At 74.6% G+C, this 16287-nt stretch carries 19 protein-coding genes; 11 read left to right on the top strand and 8 right to left on the bottom strand.

Annotated features, from left to right (window positions below; all coding sequences use genetic code 11):
- Window positions 1-11 precede the first annotated feature (11 nt).
- The gene (locus tag LIV55_RS02205) at window positions 12-617 is read right to left on the bottom strand and encodes a hypothetical protein (protein ID WP_229299048.1); all 606 of its coding nucleotides are present in this window, start codon (window positions 615-617) and stop codon (window positions 12-14) included.
- Between the two features lie 69 nt (window positions 618-686).
- Here LIV55_RS02205 and LIV55_RS02200 point away from each other — a divergent pair, with 69 nt between their 5' ends.
- From LIV55_RS02200 to LIV55_RS02185, 4 genes are read left to right on the top strand one after another with little or no spacing between them, the layout of a single operon-like run.
- Window positions 687-1496, top strand: coding sequence for a lysophospholipid acyltransferase family protein (locus LIV55_RS02200; RefSeq protein WP_229299047.1), 810 nt, complete (start codon window positions 687-689; stop codon window positions 1494-1496).
- Between the two features lie 11 nt (window positions 1497-1507).
- Complete coding sequence (gene macS / locus LIV55_RS02195) at window positions 1508-2743, top strand: MacS family sensor histidine kinase (protein WP_191564022.1); 1236 nt, start codon at window positions 1508-1510, stop codon at window positions 2741-2743.
- Window positions 2740-3417 carry a response regulator gene (locus LIV55_RS02190; protein ID WP_191564021.1) on the top strand — a complete coding sequence of 226 codons (678 nt, stop codon included), beginning with the start codon at window positions 2740-2742 and terminating at the stop codon, window positions 3415-3417. Before macS ends, LIV55_RS02190 begins: the two co-directional genes overlap by 4 nt.
- A gap of 28 nt (window positions 3418-3445) precedes the next feature.
- Complete coding sequence (locus LIV55_RS02185; protein ID WP_372456483.1) at window positions 3446-4795, top strand: class II 3-deoxy-7-phosphoheptulonate synthase; 1350 nt, start codon at window positions 3446-3448, stop codon at window positions 4793-4795.
- A 24-nt stretch (window positions 4796-4819) separates the two neighbouring features.
- On the opposite strand, the gene LIV55_RS02180 is transcribed toward LIV55_RS02185, so the two are convergent.
- The 4 genes from LIV55_RS02180 to LIV55_RS02165 are packed head-to-tail and all read right to left on the bottom strand — an operon-like array spanning window position 4820 to window position 8739.
- The gene (locus LIV55_RS02180; protein WP_123091927.1) at window positions 4820-5200 is read right to left on the bottom strand and encodes an SRPBCC family protein; all 381 of its coding nucleotides are present in this window, start codon (window positions 5198-5200) and stop codon (window positions 4820-4822) included.
- A complete protein-coding gene (locus LIV55_RS02175; RefSeq protein ID WP_229299046.1) occupies window positions 5200-5637 on the bottom strand; it encodes a DUF2177 family protein in 438 nt (145 codons plus the stop codon). The genes LIV55_RS02180 and LIV55_RS02175 overlap by 1 nt, the downstream gene beginning before the upstream one ends.
- A 20-nt stretch (window positions 5638-5657) precedes the next feature.
- Window positions 5658-7604 (bottom strand): Stk1 family PASTA domain-containing Ser/Thr kinase, encoded by a 1947-nt coding sequence (gene pknB / locus LIV55_RS02170; protein ID WP_229299045.1) that lies wholly within the window; start codon window positions 7602-7604, stop codon window positions 5658-5660.
- A 4-nt stretch (window positions 7605-7608) separates the two neighbouring features.
- A complete protein-coding gene (locus tag LIV55_RS02165; RefSeq protein WP_229299044.1) occupies window positions 7609-8739 on the bottom strand; it encodes a LysM peptidoglycan-binding domain-containing protein in 1131 nt (376 codons plus the stop codon).
- 245 nt (window positions 8740-8984) lie between these two features.
- On the opposite strand from LIV55_RS02165, the gene LIV55_RS02160 reads away from it, so the two are divergent.
- Window positions 8985-9401: an Rv2175c family DNA-binding protein gene (locus LIV55_RS02160; protein WP_191564018.1), complete on the top strand. Its 417-nt coding sequence runs from the start codon at window positions 8985-8987 to the stop codon at window positions 9399-9401.
- Window positions 9402-9423: 22 nt separating this feature from the next.
- Here LIV55_RS02160 and LIV55_RS02155 read toward each other — a convergent pair whose 3' ends face one another.
- Both LIV55_RS02155 and LIV55_RS02150 read right to left on the bottom strand, forming a co-directional pair.
- Window positions 9424-9942 carry an alpha/beta fold hydrolase gene (locus LIV55_RS02155; protein WP_229299043.1) on the bottom strand — a complete coding sequence of 173 codons (519 nt, stop codon included), beginning with the start codon at window positions 9940-9942 and terminating at the stop codon, window positions 9424-9426.
- A 16-nt stretch (window positions 9943-9958) separates the two neighbouring features.
- Window positions 9959-11050 carry a polyprenyl synthetase family protein gene (locus LIV55_RS02150; RefSeq protein WP_229299042.1) on the bottom strand — a complete coding sequence of 364 codons (1092 nt, stop codon included), beginning with the start codon at window positions 11048-11050 and terminating at the stop codon, window positions 9959-9961.
- A 122-nt stretch (window positions 11051-11172) separates the two neighbouring features.
- On the opposite strand from LIV55_RS02150, the gene metF reads away from it, so the two are divergent.
- From metF to LIV55_RS02120, 6 genes are all read left to right on the top strand, one after another.
- Window positions 11173-12069 carry a methylenetetrahydrofolate reductase [NAD(P)H] gene (gene metF, locus LIV55_RS02145; RefSeq protein WP_123091922.1) on the top strand — a complete coding sequence of 299 codons (897 nt, stop codon included), beginning with the start codon at window positions 11173-11175 and terminating at the stop codon, window positions 12067-12069.
- A 130-nt stretch (window positions 12070-12199) separates the two neighbouring features.
- Window positions 12200-12475, top strand: coding sequence for a DUF6504 family protein (locus tag LIV55_RS16810; protein WP_308012863.1), 276 nt, complete (start codon window positions 12200-12202; stop codon window positions 12473-12475).
- Window positions 12476-12492: 17 nt separating this feature from the next.
- Window positions 12493-12945, top strand: a complete 453-nt coding sequence (locus LIV55_RS02135; RefSeq protein ID WP_229299041.1) for an SAV_6107 family HEPN domain-containing protein — start codon at window positions 12493-12495, stop codon at window positions 12943-12945.
- Between the two features lie 91 nt (window positions 12946-13036).
- The gene (locus LIV55_RS02130) at window positions 13037-13813 is read left to right on the top strand and encodes a methyltransferase domain-containing protein (protein ID WP_123092002.1); all 777 of its coding nucleotides are present in this window, start codon (window positions 13037-13039) and stop codon (window positions 13811-13813) included.
- Window positions 13814-13837: 24 nt separating this feature from the next.
- A complete protein-coding gene (locus tag LIV55_RS02125) occupies window positions 13838-15091 on the top strand; it encodes a DNA polymerase IV (RefSeq protein ID WP_191564015.1) in 1254 nt (417 codons plus the stop codon).
- Between the two features lie 45 nt (window positions 15092-15136).
- Window positions 15137-15604 (top strand): SCO2097 family morphological protein, encoded by a 468-nt coding sequence (locus LIV55_RS02120; protein ID WP_229299040.1) that lies wholly within the window; start codon window positions 15137-15139, stop codon window positions 15602-15604.
- Window positions 15605-15757: 153 nt separating this feature from the next.
- Here the strand turns inward: LIV55_RS02120 and LIV55_RS02115 are convergent, their stop codons facing one another.
- Window positions 15758-16285: a DUF456 domain-containing protein gene (locus LIV55_RS02115; RefSeq protein ID WP_229299039.1), complete on the bottom strand. Its 528-nt coding sequence runs from the start codon at window positions 16283-16285 to the stop codon at window positions 15758-15760.
- Window positions 16286-16287 lie beyond the last annotated feature (2 nt).

The following is a 16287-nucleotide window of genomic DNA, read 5'->3' as shown; positions in this document are numbered from 1 at the left end:
CCGGCGCGAGGTCAGAGCCGGGCGCCGTCGTCGCCGTCGTCGCGCTCGCGCGGCAGGCGGGTGACGAGCGCGCCGAAGCCGACGACCATGAGACCGATGCCGAGCCAGGCCCACCACGGAGAGACACCGTCGCGCCCGAGGACGGCGACGACGAGCATCACCGGGCCGAGGACGAGACCGACGACCGCGAGCCAGAAGGTGCGGTCGGTCGCCGGCGGCAGGGCCGCCGTCGGACCGGGCACGAAGGGCTCGGCGTCGTCGTCGCCGAGCACCGCGTCGACGACCGAGGTGGCGTCGGCACGCCACGGGGTCGGGGGCACGGCGGGCGCTGCCGGCCGGGGCGGGTCGACGTCGTCGTCCTCACGCGCCTCGCGCGCCGGGGGAGGGCTGCGGAAGCTGCGCGGGTCGACGGCGCGGGGGTAGTCGAGAGGTCGCTGCGGGGTGCTGGGGGCGGGTCGTCCGGTCTCGTCGTGCTCGTCGGCAGGCCCGGGATCGGTGTCCTCATCGGCACGAGGGGCATCACGAGGACCACGCTCGGCCTCCAGCCGGGCGACGATGTCGGCGAAGGCGGCGTCGACCTCGTCGGGTTCCATCGAGGACGGGCTCACGCCTGTCATCGTCGCACGTCCGTCGCGCCGCGTCAGCGGCCGGTAGAGTGCGAGCCGCCGACGAGGAGGGAAGCACCGTTGCTCTACTGGATACTCAAGCGAGTCGTCCTCGGCCCGTTGCTCCGGGTGCTCTTCCGGCCCCAGGTCGAGGGGCTCGAGCACGTCCCCGCCGACGGCGCGGCCATCCTCGCGAGCAACCACCTGTCCTTCTCGGACTCGATCTTCCTGCCGCTCGTGGTCGACCGACGGGTGACCTTCCTCGCCAAGGCCGACTACTTCACCGGCACCGGGGTCAAGGGCCGGCTCACCGCCTTCTTCTTCCGGGCCGTCGGCCAGCTGCCCATCGACCGCTCCGGCGGCAAGGCGAGCGAGGCGGCGCTGCGCTCCGGCCTGCGGGTGCTCGAGCGCGGTGAGCTGCTCGGCCTGTACCCGGAGGGGACCCGCTCGCCGGACTCGCGCCTCTACCGCGGGCGCACGGGGGTCGCCCGCATGGCCCTCACCGCCGGGGTGCCCGTCATCCCGGTCGCGATGATCGACACCGACAAGGCCCAGCCCACGGGCCAGCTCGTCCCGAACATCATGAGGATCGGCGTGCGCATCGGGGCCCCGCTCGACTTCTCGCGCTACGAGGGCATGGAGGGCGACCGCTTCGTCCTGCGCTCGGTGACCGACGAGCTCATGTACGAGCTCATGCAGCTCTCCGAGCAGGAGTACGTCGACATGTACGCGACGGCGATGAAGGAGCGCCTGCTCACCCGCGCCCGCAACCGGGCGCGTCAGCTGCAGGAGGCGGCCAAGCCCGGCCGGGCCGCCAAGGAGCTCGAGGAGGCCCTGGACGCGGCCGACCAGCCCCAGGGCACCCCGTCGCCCTGGGCCGAGGGCTCCTGAGGCAGGCAGAGGTGCCCCCCGCCGTGCCGGCCACCCGGTACGCCCCCTCGCCCCTCATCGACTCCGCCGCGGGCCGTGGCCTGGCGATCTACCGGCTGCTGTCCCTGCTCTACGCGAGCGTCGTCGTGTGGACCCACCGCGCCGACCTCGACGCCCCGTGGGTGGCCGTCGCCGTGCTCCTCGTGCTCCTCGCGTGGTCGCTCGTCGCGCCCCTGCTGCCCCGGCCCACCCGTCTGGCGATCGTCGTCGAGACCGCGATCGCCGTCGGCGCGGTCCTCGCGACGAACCTCGCCTACAGCCCCGACGCCGTGGCCGGCGGGGTGCCGACGATCCCGACGAACTGGTCGGCGAGCGCGGTCATGGCCGGTGCCCTGTACTCCGGCATCCGCGGCGGTCTGCTCGTCGCCGTCGTCGTCGCCGCCTCCAACCTCCTGCAGGCCGAGCCCGAGAGCGCGTTGACCTACCACAACATCGTCCTGCTCCTCCTGCTCGGCGCCCTCGTCGGCCTGGCCGTCAACCTCGCCCGGGAGTCGCAGGTGCGCCTCGAGGCCGCGATCACCGCCTCGGAGCGGCTCGCCGAGCGCGAGCGGATCGGGCGCCAGGTGCACGACGGCGTCCTGCAGGCCCTCGCCCTCATCAACCGGCGGGGCCGCGAGATCGGGGGGGAGTCGCTCGCCCTCGCCGAGCTCGCCGCCGACCAGGAGCGGGCCCTGCGCACCCTCATCACGCGGGTCGAGCCCGCGCTCCTCGACGCGGCCCACCCGGACGTGCGCGCCGGGCGGGGGCACGTCCCCTTCGCCACGTCCCCCGCGACCCCGTCCCGTGACGAGCACGACGACCGCGCCGACCTCGCCAGCCGGCTGGCCGAGCGACGCACCGCGGCCGTCGAGGTCGTCCTGCCGGCCCGCACGGTCGTGCTGCCGGCCCACCACGTCGACGAGATCGACGCCGCCGTGGCCGCCGCGCTCGACAACGTCGAGCGGCACGCGGGGGAGGGCGCGCGGGCCTGGGTCCTGCTCGACGACACGGGCGAGGAGGTCGTCGTCACCGTGCGCGACAACGGGGCGGGCATGACCGACGAGCGCCTCGCCGAGGCCGCCGACCAGGGTCGTCTGGGCTGCTCGTCGTCGATCGCCGGACGCGTGCGCGACCTCGGTGGCAGCGCGGGCTGGAGGTCACGGCCCGGCTCCGGGTGCACCGTGACCCTGCGTGTGCCGCGCCCCGACGTGGCAGGCTCACGGCCATGAGCGAGCAGCCGACCACCGTCCTCGTCGCCGACGACCACCCGCTGTGGCGGGACGCCCTCGTCGCCGATCTCGAGGACCACGGGCTGCGCGTCGTCGGCACCGCCGGCGACGGGCCCTCGACGGTCGCGCGCACCCGGGCGACGACGCCGGACGTCCTCGTCCTCGACCTCAACCTGCCGGGCCTGCGCGGCGACGAGGTGTGCGCCGCCATCGCCGACCTGCCGACCCGCATCCTCATCCTCTCCGCGTCCGGTGAGGAGCGCGACGTCCTCGCGACGATCAAGGCGGGGGCGTCGGGCTACCTCGTGAAGTCCGCCTCCGGCGAGGAGATCCGCCGCGCCGTGCACGAGACGGCGCAGGGCCAGGCCGTCTTCACCCCCGGTCTGGCCGGGATGGTCCTCGGCGAGTTCCGCGACATGAAGGCCCGCTCGGGGCAGCCCGAGCCGGAGCCGAAGGGGCAGGGCAGCGCGGTCCCCGAGCTCACCGAGCGCGAGACCGAGATCCTGCGCTACGTCGCGATGGGCATGACCGCCAAGGAGATCGCCGCCGACCTCGTCCTCTCGCACCGCACGGTGCAGAACCACGTGCAGAACATCCTCGGCAAGCTCCACCTGCACAACCGGGTCGAGCTCACGCGCTTCGCGATCAGCCGCGGCTTGGACACCCCGGGCTGAGCTCTGCGGCGGTACCTAGACTGTGCCGGTGACCACCGCAGCACCTTCCGCTCAGATCCGCGCGGCCCTGTCCGCAGACCTGCCCGCCGCGCAGCAGCCGACCTGGCCCGACCAGGCCGCGCTCGCCGACGTCGTGGCGACCCTCGAGAGCTACCCCCCGCTCGTCTTCGCGGGGGAGTGCGACGACCTGCGCGACCGGCTCGCGTCCGCCGCCATCGGCGAGGCCTTCGTGCTCCAGGGCGGCGACTGCGCGGAGACCTTCGTCAACGCGACCGCCGACAACATCCGTGACCGCGTCAAGACGATCCTGCAGATGGCCGCCGTCCTCACCTACGGCGCCGGCATGCCCGTCGTGAAGATCGGGCGCATGGCCGGGCAGTACGCCAAGCCCCGCAGCAAGGACACCGAGACCCGCGAGGGCGTCGAGCTGCCGGCCTACCGCGGCGACATGGTCAACGACTTCGAGTTCACCCCGGAGGCCCGTCGCCCCGACCCCCAGCGCCTCCTGCGCGGCTACCACAGCAGCGCCGCGACGATGAACCTCGTGCGCGCCTTCACCCGCGGGGGCTTCGCCGACCTGCGCCACGTCCACGACTGGAACCGCGGCTTCGTCGCCAACGCCGCCAACGCCCGCTACGAGGGCCTGGCGCGCGACATCGACAAGGCGATGAAGTTCATGGCCGCGTGCGGCGTCGACTTCGACGCGCTCAAGGGCACCGAGTTCTGGTCTGCCCACGAGGCGCTCCTCCTCGACTACGAGCGCCCGATGACCCGGGTCGACTCGCGCACCGGCGACCTCTACAACACCTCCGGCCACTTCGTGTGGGTCGGCGAGCGCACGCGCCAGACCGACCACGCGCACCTCGACTTCGTCTCGCGCATCCGCAACCCCATCGGTCTCAAGGTCAGCGACAAGCTCGCCCCCGAGGACCTGCTCGGCATCATCGACCGGCTCGACCCGCGTCGCGAGCCCGGCCGCCTCACGCTCATCACCCGCATGGGCGCCGGCCGGATCCGCGAGGCGCTCCCGCCGCTGCTCGAGGCGGTCAAGACGAGCGGCTCGATGGTCACGTGGATCTGCGACCCGATGCACGGCAACACCTTCGAGTCGGCGTCGGGCTACAAGACCCGCGACTTCGACGACGTCGTCGACGAGGTCCGCGGCTTCTTCCACGCCCACCGCGAGGTCGGCACCGTGCCCGGCGGCATCCACGTCGAGCTCACCGGCAACGACGTCACCGAGTGCCTCGGCGGCGCCGAGCGGATCCTCGACGAGGACCTCAACAAGCGCTACGAGAGCGTGTGCGACCCGCGTCTGAACCACCAGCAGAGCCTCGAGCTGTCCTTCCTCGTCGCGGAGATGCTCAGCGCCCGCTGAGCACCCCCCGGGGGCTGAGCCCGCTCAGCCCCCGACGAGGCGGCGCAGCGCGCTGCCGGCCAGCGGCCGGTAGATCGCGACGAGCGGCGCCGGGAGGTGCACGTCGGCCCACGCGGTCGTGCCCTCCGGCCCCTCGTCGACGCCGTGGTCGAGGCGCACCCCGACCGGGCCCACCCCGACCCACCAGGACCACCGGCGCAGGGCGTCGTCCCGCTCGAGGATCGTGTACGGCACGAGGCTGACGAGCGGCCCGAGGACGACCCCGCGGTCACCGGGGCGGATCTCGCCCTCAGGACGCACCCGACGGATGTGCGGCGCCCACGTCGGCCACGCCTCGCGGGTCACGTAGCGCGACCACGCGGTGCTCGCCGGGGCCGGCCCGGTGGCGCTGATCCGGGTCACCATCACGCACCCGCCCGTCGCGAGGCCGCGTGCGCCGCGGCGCCGGTCGCGGCCGTGAGCACCCCGCCCCAGACCGTGTCGACGACGGCGAGCCGAACGGGCCACCCCTCGACGATCGCGAGGTCGGTGAAGCCGAAGGTCGCGTACGCGGCGACCCCGAGCACTGCCCCCTTCGCCGCGGCGGTCCCGGTCGTGCCGGTGTCGAGCTCCGGACGCACGACGAGCACGGTGACCGCGACGGCGTAGACGACGTAGAAGACCCCGGCCGCCCAGCCGACGAGCGGGTCGGCGAGCAGGTCGCCGAGCCCGTCCTCGTACAGGCCCCGCGCCACGAGCGAGATCCACAGCGCGTCGAGGACGCCGAGGACCACCGCGGTGGCCGCGAGGGGGACGAGCCAGCGGCGGGGCCGGCTCACGGGAGGGCGCGGGTCGGGCGTCATGAGCCCAGTGTGGGGCCGGATCACACGACGAGGATGGTGACGGTGCTCCCCTTCGGCACGCTCGTGCCGGCCCGCGGGCTCGTCGCGCGGACCTGGTCCAGCGGGCTGCCGAAGAAGCGCTGGACCTTCACCGCGAGCCCGGCGCCCTCGAGGGCGCTCTTCGCATCGCTCTCGCTCTTGCCCTCGACGTCGGGGATCGTCACCATGACCGGCCCCTTGGACACCGCGAGCGTCACGGTGTCGCCACGCACGCCGGTGCCGCCGCTGGCGGGGTCCTGCGAGACGACCGACCCCTTCGGCACGGACTGGTCGTTGACGTCCGCCGCCCGCTCGACGACGAAGCCGGCCTCCTCGAGCGTGGTCTTCGCGCTCTCGTAGGGCTGACCGGTGACGGAGGGGATGGCGACGGGCTGCGGGCCCTTCGAGAGCACGAGGGCGACCTTCGCGTCGCGGCGCATCTTCGTGCCGGTCGTCGGGTCCGTGCGGATGACCTGGCCCTGCGGCACGGACTCGTGGTGCTCGCTCGTCGTCGAGCCGACGACGAGGTGGTCGCGGGCCAGGCGGGCGCTCGCCGCGTCCTTCGTCAGGCGGGTGAGGTAGGGCACCTCGTAGCGCTCCGGCCCCTTCGAGAAGGTCACGACGACCTCGTCGCCGCGCCGCCCCTCCTGGCCGGCGGCCGGGGTCGAGCCGATGGCGACGCCGGGGGCGACGTCCTCGTCGAAGGCCTGCTTCGTGCTCAGCCGCAGGTCGGCGCCCGTGAGGCGCGCCTCGACGGTGCTCGCGTCGGCGCCGGCGACCTCGGGCACCGTGGTGCGCTGGCCGAGCGTGCCCCACCACAGACCTCCGGCGAGCGCGGCGACGAGCAGGGCGAGACCGATGAGGGCGAAGGGGGAGCGGCGTCGCCCGGGCGGGTCCTGCGGCCCGGTCGCGAGGTCGGTCGCCGTGGTCGGGCTCGTGCGCGTCGCCTCGGTCGCCCCCGACCGCTCGGCCCGGGGACCCACGACGTCCGGACGGCGCGAGCTGCCGGCCGTCGCGTCGAGCAGCGCCGTCTCGTCGCTGCGGGTGCTGCGCTCGTGCGCGCTGCCCGGTGCCGGCCGGGCGTCGAGCTCGGCGTCGCCGAGCTGCCGACGCACGCGGGTCACGAGCCCGAGGTAGGTCGAGGCGTCCCGAGGACGCTCGTCGGGGTCCCGCGCGACCGCCGCGGCGACGAGCTCGTCGAGGGCGACGGGCAGGTCGGGGCGGGTGGTGCGCAGGCTCGGGAGGTCGCCGTGCACGTGCTGGAAGGCGACGTGGATCGGGGTCTCGCCGTCGACGGCCTTGCGGCCGGTGAGCATCTCGAAGAGGAGCAGCCCGGCGGCGTAGACGTCGCTGCGCGGGTCGGCGATGCCGCGCTCGACCTGCTCGGGCGAGAGATAGCTCACCGTGCCGAGGAGCACCCCGGTCGTGCCGGTCGCGGTCTGCGAGGAGACGGCCCGGGCGAGCCCGAAGTCGGCGACCTTGACCGTGCCGTCGTCGCGGATGAGGACGTTCTCGGGCTTGACGTCGCGGTGGACGAGGCCGGCGTCGTGCGCGGCGGCCAGTCCGGCGAGGACCGGCTCGAGGAGGTCGAGCGCCGCGCGCGGGCTCAGCGCCCCCTCGGTGCGCAGCACCTCGCGCAGGGTCTGCCCGGGCACGTGCTCCATGACGAGGAAGACGAGGCCGTCGCTCTCGCCCTGGTCGTGGACGCCGACGACGTGCGGGTGCGCCAGGCGGGCCGCGCTGCGGGCCTCACGCCGGAAGCGGGAGACGAAGGTGTCGTCGGCCGCGAGGTCGGGGCGCATGACCTTGATCGCGACATCGCGCTCGAGACGGGTGTCGAGCCCGCGGTAGACCGAGGCCATGCCGCCGTCGGCGAGGTGCTCGAGCACGCGGTAGCGCCCGTCGAGCGTGATGCCGACGAGGTCCTCGACGCCGCTGCGTGCCCCCATGACCTCACATTGTGGCGCGCAGTGCCTGCACGTTCTTCACGTACCCCCGCGTGTCGGCGTACATCCCGTGCTTCTGCACCGAGCCCAGCCCCTGGTAGTACCCGGCGATCGCCTGCGAGTCGCTCGACGCCATCCGGGTCAGCTGCTGCAGGAGCACGACGCCGGCGGTGATGTTGTCGTCGGTGTCGAGCAGGTCGAGGCGGCGCCCGACGAGGCCCGAGGTCCATTCGCCCGAGGACGGGATGACCTGCATGACGCCGACGGCGTTGGCGACGGAGACCTGGCGCTGGTCCCACCCGGACTCCTGGTAGGAGATCGCGAGGGCGAGCGAGGGGTCGACGCCGTAGCGCTGGGCGGTCGCGACGATCTTCGCGCGGACCTGCGAGCGGCTCGGCACCGGGCGTCCGGCGAGGGTCTGACGGTTGCGGCTGGCCGCGGAGACGATCTCGCTGGGGTAGGTACGCCCGGCGAAGGTGTTGTGGTCGAAGCCGGCCCCGCCGGTCGTCGTCGCAGCGGGGCGGCTCGTGCCGGCGACGCGCAGGCGCTGACCGGGGTAGATGAAGGAGCGGGCGGACAGCCCGTTGATCTTGGCCAGGCGCGTCACCGACATGCCGTGCTGGGAGGCGATGCCCGACAGCGTCTGGCCGGCGGCCACGGTGTGGCGCGACCCGCTGGTGCGGGCGGCCGGACGCTTCGCGGGGCGTGCGGCGGTGCCGTGCACGCGCAGCGTCTGACCCGGGTGGATGAAGGACTCGCTGGAGACGCCGTTGAGGGAGGCGAGGCGCCCGACGGACATGCCGTGGCGCGCCGCGATGCCGTAGAGGGTGTCGCCGCTGCGCACGGTGTACCCGCGGGTCGCGGCGCTGCGGGCGGGCTTCGCCGCGGGGCTCGAGGCGCCGCCGGAGGGGATGCGCAGGTGCTGACCGGGGTAGATGAAGCCCGCGTCGAGCTGGTTGTGCCGGCGCAGCGCGCCGACGCTCGTGCCGTAGCGCTCGGCGATGTCGTAGAGGGTCTCGCCGCTGCGCACGGTGTGGGTGCGGCCGGCCCGCTCCTCGCTGTGGACGGAGGCCGGCAGCGCGGGCAGGTCGAGCGCGGGCGGGACGGTGGCAGGGGGGACGACGATCGGCAGGACCATGGTGCTCTCCTCGGTACCCGAGGTCACTCGCCGCGGGCGGTGGTCGCGACGTCGGTCGAAGGGGGGGGCGCGTCGCGTCCGCGAGCCGGTGGCGACCGTCGGGACTGTGTGTGGCGGGTGTGGCGTGTGCTGACTCGTGTGAATCGTTCGCGCGAGACGCTACCCCAGCTCGGCCGACCTCGCGCGGCGACGCGAGGCCCGGTGCGGCGTGCGGACGGGGGCCCGGGCTCTGGGAGACTGGTCCGATGAGCACCGAGCAGCCCCAGGACCTCGCCCAGCCGGGCGCCCCCGTCCCCGGTCACGACGCCCTCGAGGACCTCGTCGGCGAGTGGCTCGCCATCCCCGACGTCGCGCAGCGGCTCGGTGTCCGTCTCACCGACGTGCGCCGGATGATCGAGGAGGGCGACCTCGTCGCCGTCCGGGTCGGGGAGCGCCGCGTGCTGCAGGTGCCGGCGGCCTTCGTCGACGACGACGGGCCGCTCCCGGCGCTGCGCGGCACCTTCACCGTGCTGCGCGACGCCCGGATGAGCGACGACGAGGTCGTCGCCTGGCTCTTCGCCCGCGACGAGACGCTGCCCGGGGGCGCGACCACCCCGGTCGAGGCCATCCGCGCGGGCTTCAAGACCGAGGTGCGTCGCCGGGCGATGGAAGAGGCGCTCTAGCCGGTCGGCAGGGCCCGCGCCGTCACGGCGCGGGCGAGAGCGACCCGACGACGACCGTGGTCGCGTCGCCCCTCAGCTGGTGACCGCCGCGGTCGTGCAGGACCCGCCGCGCGGCCGGGATGCGTGCGCTCAGCAGGTCGAGGTGCCCGGCCGGCACGACCTCGTCGTCGGCGCAGTGGTGCAGGGTGACCCGCAGCGCGGGGTCGAGCCGCTCTGCGGCGTCGTCCGGCAGCGCGTAGTCGGCGACGTCCCATCCCTTCGGCCCCCAGTCCGGCGCGGCGAGCAGCACGAGGTGGTCGACGCCGAGGTCGGCCTGGGTCGCCATGCGCAGCACGGTCGACCCGCCGAAGGAGTGGCCGACGACCGAGCGCACCTGCGGGGTGATCGCGTCGCGGACGCACGCGGCCCACGCGTCGTGGCTCATGTCCTCGTCGGGCAGCCGCGGGGCGAGGACGGGCTCGGCGAGCCCCTCCCGCAGGGCGCGCACGAGGACCTGGTCCTCGTCGTGCCCGCCGGCCCCGTGGAGGAAGAGCAGCGCCACCCCCTCAGGGTAGGGGTCAGGCGGTGCGCGCGGTGGCGAGCTCGACGAGCTCGGCGAGGGCCTCGACCGCCTCCGGCCGCGCGCCCGGCAGGCCCGAGACCTCGTCGAGGGCGGTGCGGGAGGCGTCGACCAGCCGGGTGATCTCGGCCTCGACCTCGGCCACCGCGCCGGTGCTCGTCAGCAGCTCGCGGAAGCGCGCCACCTGCGCGTCCTCGAGATCGGGGTCGCCGAGGTGCTCCTCGAGCCAGGCCCGCTGCGCGACGTCGGCGGCCAGCCAGGCCCGGGCGACGAGGACCGTGCGCTTGCCCTCGCGCAGGTCGTCGCCGGCCGGCTTGCCCGTCTCGTCGGGGTCGCCGAAGACGCCGAGGAGGTCGTCGCGCAGCTGGAAGGCCTCGCCGAGGGCGAGCCCGTGGCGCGAGAGCGCCTCGCGCGTCGCCGGCGAGGCTCCCGCGGCGGCCGCGCCGATGAGCAGGGGGTGCTCGACGGAGTACTTCGCGCTCTTGTAGCGCAGCACGCGCCGGGCCCGCTCGACGCGCTCCGGGCCGTCGGCGGCCGACCAGGGCTGCATCGACTCGACGACGTCGATGAACTGGCCGGCCATGAGCTGGGTGCGCATCCGCTCGAGGACCTCCCACGCCGCGGCGAGACGGTCGGCCGGCAGGCCCGAGCGCACGACGAGGTCGTCGCACCAGTCGAGGCAGAGGTTGCCGGCGAGGATCGCCCCGGACAGGCCGAAGCGGTCGGCGTCGCCGCGCCACCCGCGCTGCGCGTGCGCGGCGGCGAGCGCCCGGTGCGCCGCGGGGGCGCCGCGGCGGGTGTCGGAGTCGTCCATGACGTCGTCGTGGAGCAGGGCCGCGGCCTGGAAGAGCTCCATCGCCGAGGCGAGGGCCACCGGCACGTGCCCGTCCTCGCCGCCCCCCGCGCGCCAGCCCCAGTAGGCGAAGGCGGCGCGCAGCCGCTTGCCGCCGCGCACGAGCGAGCTGATCGCGTCGGTGAGGTCGGCGACGTCCGGACCCATCTCGTCGAGATGACGCTGCTGACGGGCGATCTCGGCGTCGAGCTGGGCCTGGACCCGGCCCCGCAGGTCGGCGGCGAAGGGGTCGGGCACGTCGGCTCCTCGAGGGTGGGGTCGGGCGGTGCGGTCGGTGCTGCGAGCGGCGACGTCGGCGGCGGTCTCAGCAGCAGGTACGCGCCAGCCTACGGGCAGGCCCGCGGGCTATCGTCGCCGCCATGACGTCGCCCAGCGCACCCGGCGGGACCATCCCGCAGCGGCTCTCCTCGACGCGTCCCTCGATCAGCTTCGAGTTCATGCCGCCCAAGGACGACGCGGGCGAGGCGGTGCTGTGGGAGGCGATCGCGCGCCTCGAGCCCTTCGCCCCCGACTTCGTGTCGGTGACCTACGGCGCGGGCGGCTCGAGCCAGGACCGCACGCTGCGCGTCACCGAGCAGATCGGTCAGCGCACCTCGCTCACCGCGATGGCGCACCTCACGTGCGTCAGCCAGAGCGTCGACGACCTGCGCGAGGTGCTCGCCGGGTACGCCGCCGCCGGCATCGACCACGTCCTCGCCCTGCGCGGCGACCCGCCCGGTGACCCCGGCGGCGAGTGGACCGCCCACCCGCAGGGGCTCGATCACGCCGAGGACCTCGTCGCCCTCGTGCGCGAGGTCGGCGGCTTCGAGGTCGGCGTCGCGGCCTTCCCCGACGTGCACCCGAGCTCTGCCTCGTTGCGCGACGACGTCGAGACCCTCGTGCGCAAGGCCGACGCCGGCGCGAGCTTCGCCGTGACCCAGATGGTCTTCGACGCCGAGTCCTACCTGCGGCTGCGCGACGAGGTCGCCGCCCGTCGCGACCTGCCGATCACCCCCGGTCTCATGCCGGTGACGAGCGTCAAGCAGATCCGGCGGATGGCCCAGCTCATGGGCACGCCCCTGCCCGCGGCCGTCGTCGACCGCCTCCAGGCCGTCGACGGCGACCCCGCGGCGGTGCGGGCCGTGGGCGTCGAGATCGCCACCGAGCTCGCCGACCGGATGCTCGGGGAGGGCGCCCCGGGCCTGCACCTCATCACGATGAACCGCTCGACGGCGAGCCTCGAGGTGTTGCAGAACCTCTCGCACCTGCGCGCCTGAGCGACCGCTCGGCGCACGCCCCGCCCCCGCGCCCCGGTGGGCTTGACCACCTCGACGTCACCCGCGCTAGTGTGGCTACCAGTTCGAACAGGTGTTCGATCACGGGTGACGGCGACGAGCGGAGGACGCGGTGACGACGCGGGTGGCGGGCGAGAGCATCGAGGTGCGAGGGGCCCCGGGCGGTGACTCCTTGGGTGACGGGGGAGCGCCCCGGGCCTTCCTGTGGAGGGGGCGCCTCCACCGGGTGAGCCGGGTCGTCGACCGCTGGCAGGAGGACTGCCGCGGCGAGGTCTGGCGGGTCTGCGCGAGCTCGGGCCGAGGCGCTGACGAGGTCTTCGACCTGCGGGCGGACCGCGAGGACGGCGGGGCGGCCGTCGCCTGGTCGCTCGTGGCGGCGCGGGGCTGAGGGTGGTCGTGCACGGCATGGCAGACATCGAGGAGGTCGGCCGGCTCCTCGCCGACGCCGCCGACGCCCTCACCGAGGCGCACTGGGTGCGCGAGGCCCCCGAGCGGCTCGCCGCCACCCGGCTCGGCACGCTGCGGGTGGCGGCGGCCGTCCTCGCGGCGCGCGGGCGCCCGGGCCAGGCGGCGGGCAGCCCGAGCAGCACGTGGCAGGTGCTCGCACGGGTCGCCCCCGAGCTCTCGGAGTGGGCGGCGCACCTCGAGCGGGCCGAGCGTCGACCTCCCCACGACGTCCGCGGGGTCGACGACCTGCTGCGCGCGGGCGAGGACTTCCTCCTCGTCGCCGCGGCGACGCTCGGGCTGCCGGCGCCGAGCCTGCCCGCCACCCTCGTGCCCGTCAGCCTGAGCAGCACCGGTCTGCCCGCGACGGGCCCGGGCGGCGCCGGGCGGGTCGAGGACGCCGAGGCGTCATGACCCCGCCCGCGGGGTGGTCGCACCCGTGGCCCGGGCCGAACTAGGGTTGGGGCATCCACGTGCCGCACCCGTGGCGCACGAAGGGAGCACCGTGAGCGACGAACGCCGACCCGCCCGCCGCCGGGGGGTCGAGAGCAACCTGCGGACCGCCGCCGTGTGGTCCGAGGTCTCCACGCTGACCGCCGAGCGGCAGCGCGAGCTCGGTCGTGCCCTGCGCGTCCTCGACCTCGGAGGTGGCACCGGAGGGCTGGCCGTGCCGCTCGCCGAGCAGGGGCACACCGTGACCGTCGTCGACCCGAGCGCCGACGCTCTCGCCTCGCTGCGACGGCGCAGCGCCGAGTCGAGCGCCTCGGCCCGCATCAGCGCCGTCCAGGGCGACGCCGACACCCTCTCGGAGGTGCTCGCCGCCGGCAGCGTCGACCTCGTGTGCTGCCACGGGACCCTCGAGGTCGTCGACGACCCCGACACCACGCTGTGCCGGATCGCCGACGTCCTCGCGCCCGGCGGCTACCTCAGCCTCGTGACCGCGCAGCGCCTGGCCGCCGTCGTCGCCCGGGCGCTCGCCGGTCGCTTCGACCAGGCCCGGGCCGCGCTCGCCAGCCCGGACGGGCGCTGGGGGAGCGGCGACCCGATGCCGCGTCGCTTCGACCAGGGCGACGTCGTGGCCCGGCTCGGTCGGGCCGGTTTCACCGTCGAGGCGATCCACGGCGTGCGGATCTTCAGCGACCTCGTGCCCGGGGCGCTGCTCGACTCCGAGGCCGACCGCGCCGACGTGCTCGCGCTCGAGCAGGCGAGCGTCGCCGACGAGGAGCGCTCGGTGCTCAGCCACCTCGGCTCGCAGCTGCACGCCCTCGCCCGCAAGGACTGACGGCGTGATCCGGGGTGCACGGCGATGAGCCGGCGGCAGTTCCGGGTCCCCGAGCGCCCGCACGACCGCCCGCTCGACGAGACCGGCTGCGGCGTCATGCACGTCGACATGGACGCCTTCTACGCCTCCGTCACCCTGCGCCACCACCCGGAGCTCGTCGGGACCCCGGTGATCATCGGCGGGGGGGAGCGCGGCGTCGTGCTGTCGGCGACCTACGAGGCCCGCGCCTTCGGCGTGACCTCGGCGATGCCCATGGTCCGGGCCCGACGGCTGTGCCCCCGGGCGACCGTCCTCGCCCCCGACCACCACGAGTACTCCGCGGTCTCGAAGGGGGTCATGCGGATCTTCGAGGGGATCACCCCCTTCGTCGAGCCGATCAGCCTCGACGAGGCCTTCCTCGACGTCTCGGGGGCCACGCGCCTGCTCGGGGCGCCGACGGCGATCGCGGAGCGGATCCGTGCCCAGGTGCGGGCCGAGCAGGGGATCACCTGCTCCGTCGGCATCGCGAGCACGAAGTTCGTCGCCAAGCTCGCGTCCGGCCTGGCCAAGCCCGACGGGGTACTGCTCGTGCCGGCGGACGAGGTCGTCGACTTCGTCCAGCAGCTCCCCGTCGGCGCGCTGTGGGGCGTCGGCGACCGCACGGAGGAGACGCTGGCCCGGCTCGGGCTGCGCACCGTCGCCGACATCGCCCGGACCCCGCGCGAGCAGCTCGTGCGCGACCTCGGCGCCGCGACCGGCGCCCACCTGCACGACCTCGCGTGGGGCCGGGACCCGCGCCACGTCCAGCCCGTGCACCGCGAGCGCAGCATCGGGCACGAGCGCACCTTCTCCAGCGACGTCGGCGACCCGGAGGTCGTGCGCCGGGTGCTCCTCGGCCTGGCGGAGAAGGCTGCCGCACGTCTGCGTGCGCAGGCCCTCGTCGGGCGCACGGTGAGCATCAAGGTGCGCTTCTCGGACTTCACGACGATCACCCGGTCGCGCTCGCTGTCCACCCCGACCGACGTCAGCCGCGACATCTACGCCGTCGCCCGCGAGCTCTACGACGGCCAGGGGGTGCAGAAGGCGCGGATCCGTCTCGTCGGGGTCCGGGTCGAGGGGCTCAGCGACTCTGCGAGCACCCCTGTCCAGGGTCTGCTCGACGAGCCCGAGCACGGCTGGCGCGACGCGGACCGGGCGGTGGACAGGGCCTCCGCGCGCTTCGGCACGGGCAGCGTGCAGCCCGCCAGCCTGATCAGGGGTGGCCGGTCTACCACGAGCGGCGAGCGCGACCTAGACTGATCGGTACCGACCAAGGTCGTGGGTCGCAGACGTGCAGGAGGATCAGTGGCTCTGTCAGAGCGCGAGCAGCAGATGCTCGAGGAGATGGAACAGGCCCTCTACGCGGAGGACCCACGCTTCGCGACGAGCATGAAGGGCGGGCCCCTCGGGGGTGACCTGCGCCGCCGTCGCATCATCGGCGCCGTCGGCGTCGTCGCCGGTCTCGGCCTCGTCCTCCTCGGGGTCTCGACCTCGGTGTGGGTCGGCGTCGTCGGTTTCGTCGTCATCGTCGCCTCCCTCGCCGTGGCCCTGGCGCCGCGCCGCGAGGGCGGGCTCCAGGCCGTGCAGGCCGACGGCTCGCTCGCCGCCCCGCGCAAGCCCGGCGGTCGCGTCCCCCGGGGTGCACGCACAGGACGACCGGCGAAGGGGGCCGCACGACCCGGTCGGGCCGCCCGCCCCCAGAAGTCCGGGACCTTCATGCAGCGTCTCGAGCAGCGCTGGGAGCAGCGCCGTCACGGCGGCAGCGGGTACTGATCACCAGGAGGTGCTGATCACCAGGGGGTGCTGATCACCTCGGCAGCCTCGCCTGCTGCACACGCACGACGAGCCGGGCCCTGTCGGGCCCGGCTCGTGCGCGTCGTGCGACCGTTCTGCCGTGCGGGTCGGGTGGACGGGCCGCCCTGCGGCTCAGACGGAGTGGCTCACGATGCCGACGCCCCAGGTGATCGCGATGAGCATCGCGGCGCTCAGCTCGACACCCATGCTGCGCAACACGCCCTTGAGGGCGGAGCGGGTCGCGGCCCACGCCCGCTGGCCGTCGCGGTAGCGCGAGAGCTCGACGAGGTAGATCCCCGCGACGAAGAAGAGCGGCGCCCCGACGACCGGGACGACGAAGAAGCCGACGACCGCGGCCGCGAGACCGAGGAGGATGGTGGCCCCGCCCACCCCTTCGGCCTTCATCTTGCGGCCGGGGATGGTGATCTGGAGCACGACGGCGAGCAGGTAGATCGCGGCGGCGACGCCGAAGGTCACCCAGGCGCGGGTGCCGCCGACCTCGAGGGCCCAGACGAGCACCGTGCCGAGGCAGATGATGAGGCCGGGCAGGATCGGGAAGACGATCCCGAAGACCCCCACGGCGAAGAGGGGGACGAGCAGCCACAGAGCGGCCGGCGTGGCATCAGGTGCCACGCCGGCCAGGTCGAGCAGACCGGTCACGC

It is taken from the genome of Janibacter melonis (assembly GCF_020567375.1).
Classification (GTDB): Bacteria; Actinomycetota; Actinomycetes; order Actinomycetales; family Dermatophilaceae; genus Marihabitans; species Marihabitans melonis.
This window is presented reverse-complemented; position numbering and strand designations above follow the sequence as displayed.

Bases quoted from the DNA above. Each gene is read 5' to 3' on its own strand.
- pknB (WP_229299045.1), bottom strand. From the start codon at position 7,604: ATGGGGGCACGCAGCGGCGTCGAGGACCTCGTCGGCATCACGCTCGAC.
- LIV55_RS02175 (WP_229299046.1), bottom strand. From the start codon at position 5,637: ATGACGCCCGACCCGCGCCCTCCCGTGAGCCGGCCCCGCCGCTGGCTC.
- LIV55_RS02165 (WP_229299044.1), bottom strand. From the start codon at position 8,739: ATGGTCCTGCCGATCGTCGTCCCCCCTGCCACCGTCCCGCCCGCGCTC.
- LIV55_RS02160 (WP_191564018.1), top strand. From the start codon at position 8,985: ATGAGCACCGAGCAGCCCCAGGACCTCGCCCAGCCGGGCGCCCCCGTC.
- LIV55_RS02180 (WP_123091927.1), bottom strand. From the start codon at position 5,200: ATGGTGACCCGGATCAGCGCCACCGGGCCGGCCCCGGCGAGCACCGCG.
- LIV55_RS02125 (WP_191564015.1), top strand. From the start codon at position 13,838: ATGAGCCGGCGGCAGTTCCGGGTCCCCGAGCGCCCGCACGACCGCCCG.
- LIV55_RS02205 (WP_229299048.1), bottom strand. From the start codon at position 617: ATGACAGGCGTGAGCCCGTCCTCGATGGAACCCGACGAGGTCGACGCC.
- metF (WP_123091922.1), top strand. From the start codon at position 11,173: ATGACGTCGCCCAGCGCACCCGGCGGGACCATCCCGCAGCGGCTCTCC.
- LIV55_RS02190 (WP_191564021.1), top strand. From the start codon at position 2,740: ATGAGCGAGCAGCCGACCACCGTCCTCGTCGCCGACGACCACCCGCTG.
- LIV55_RS02135 (WP_229299041.1), top strand. From the start codon at position 12,493: ATGGCAGACATCGAGGAGGTCGGCCGGCTCCTCGCCGACGCCGCCGAC.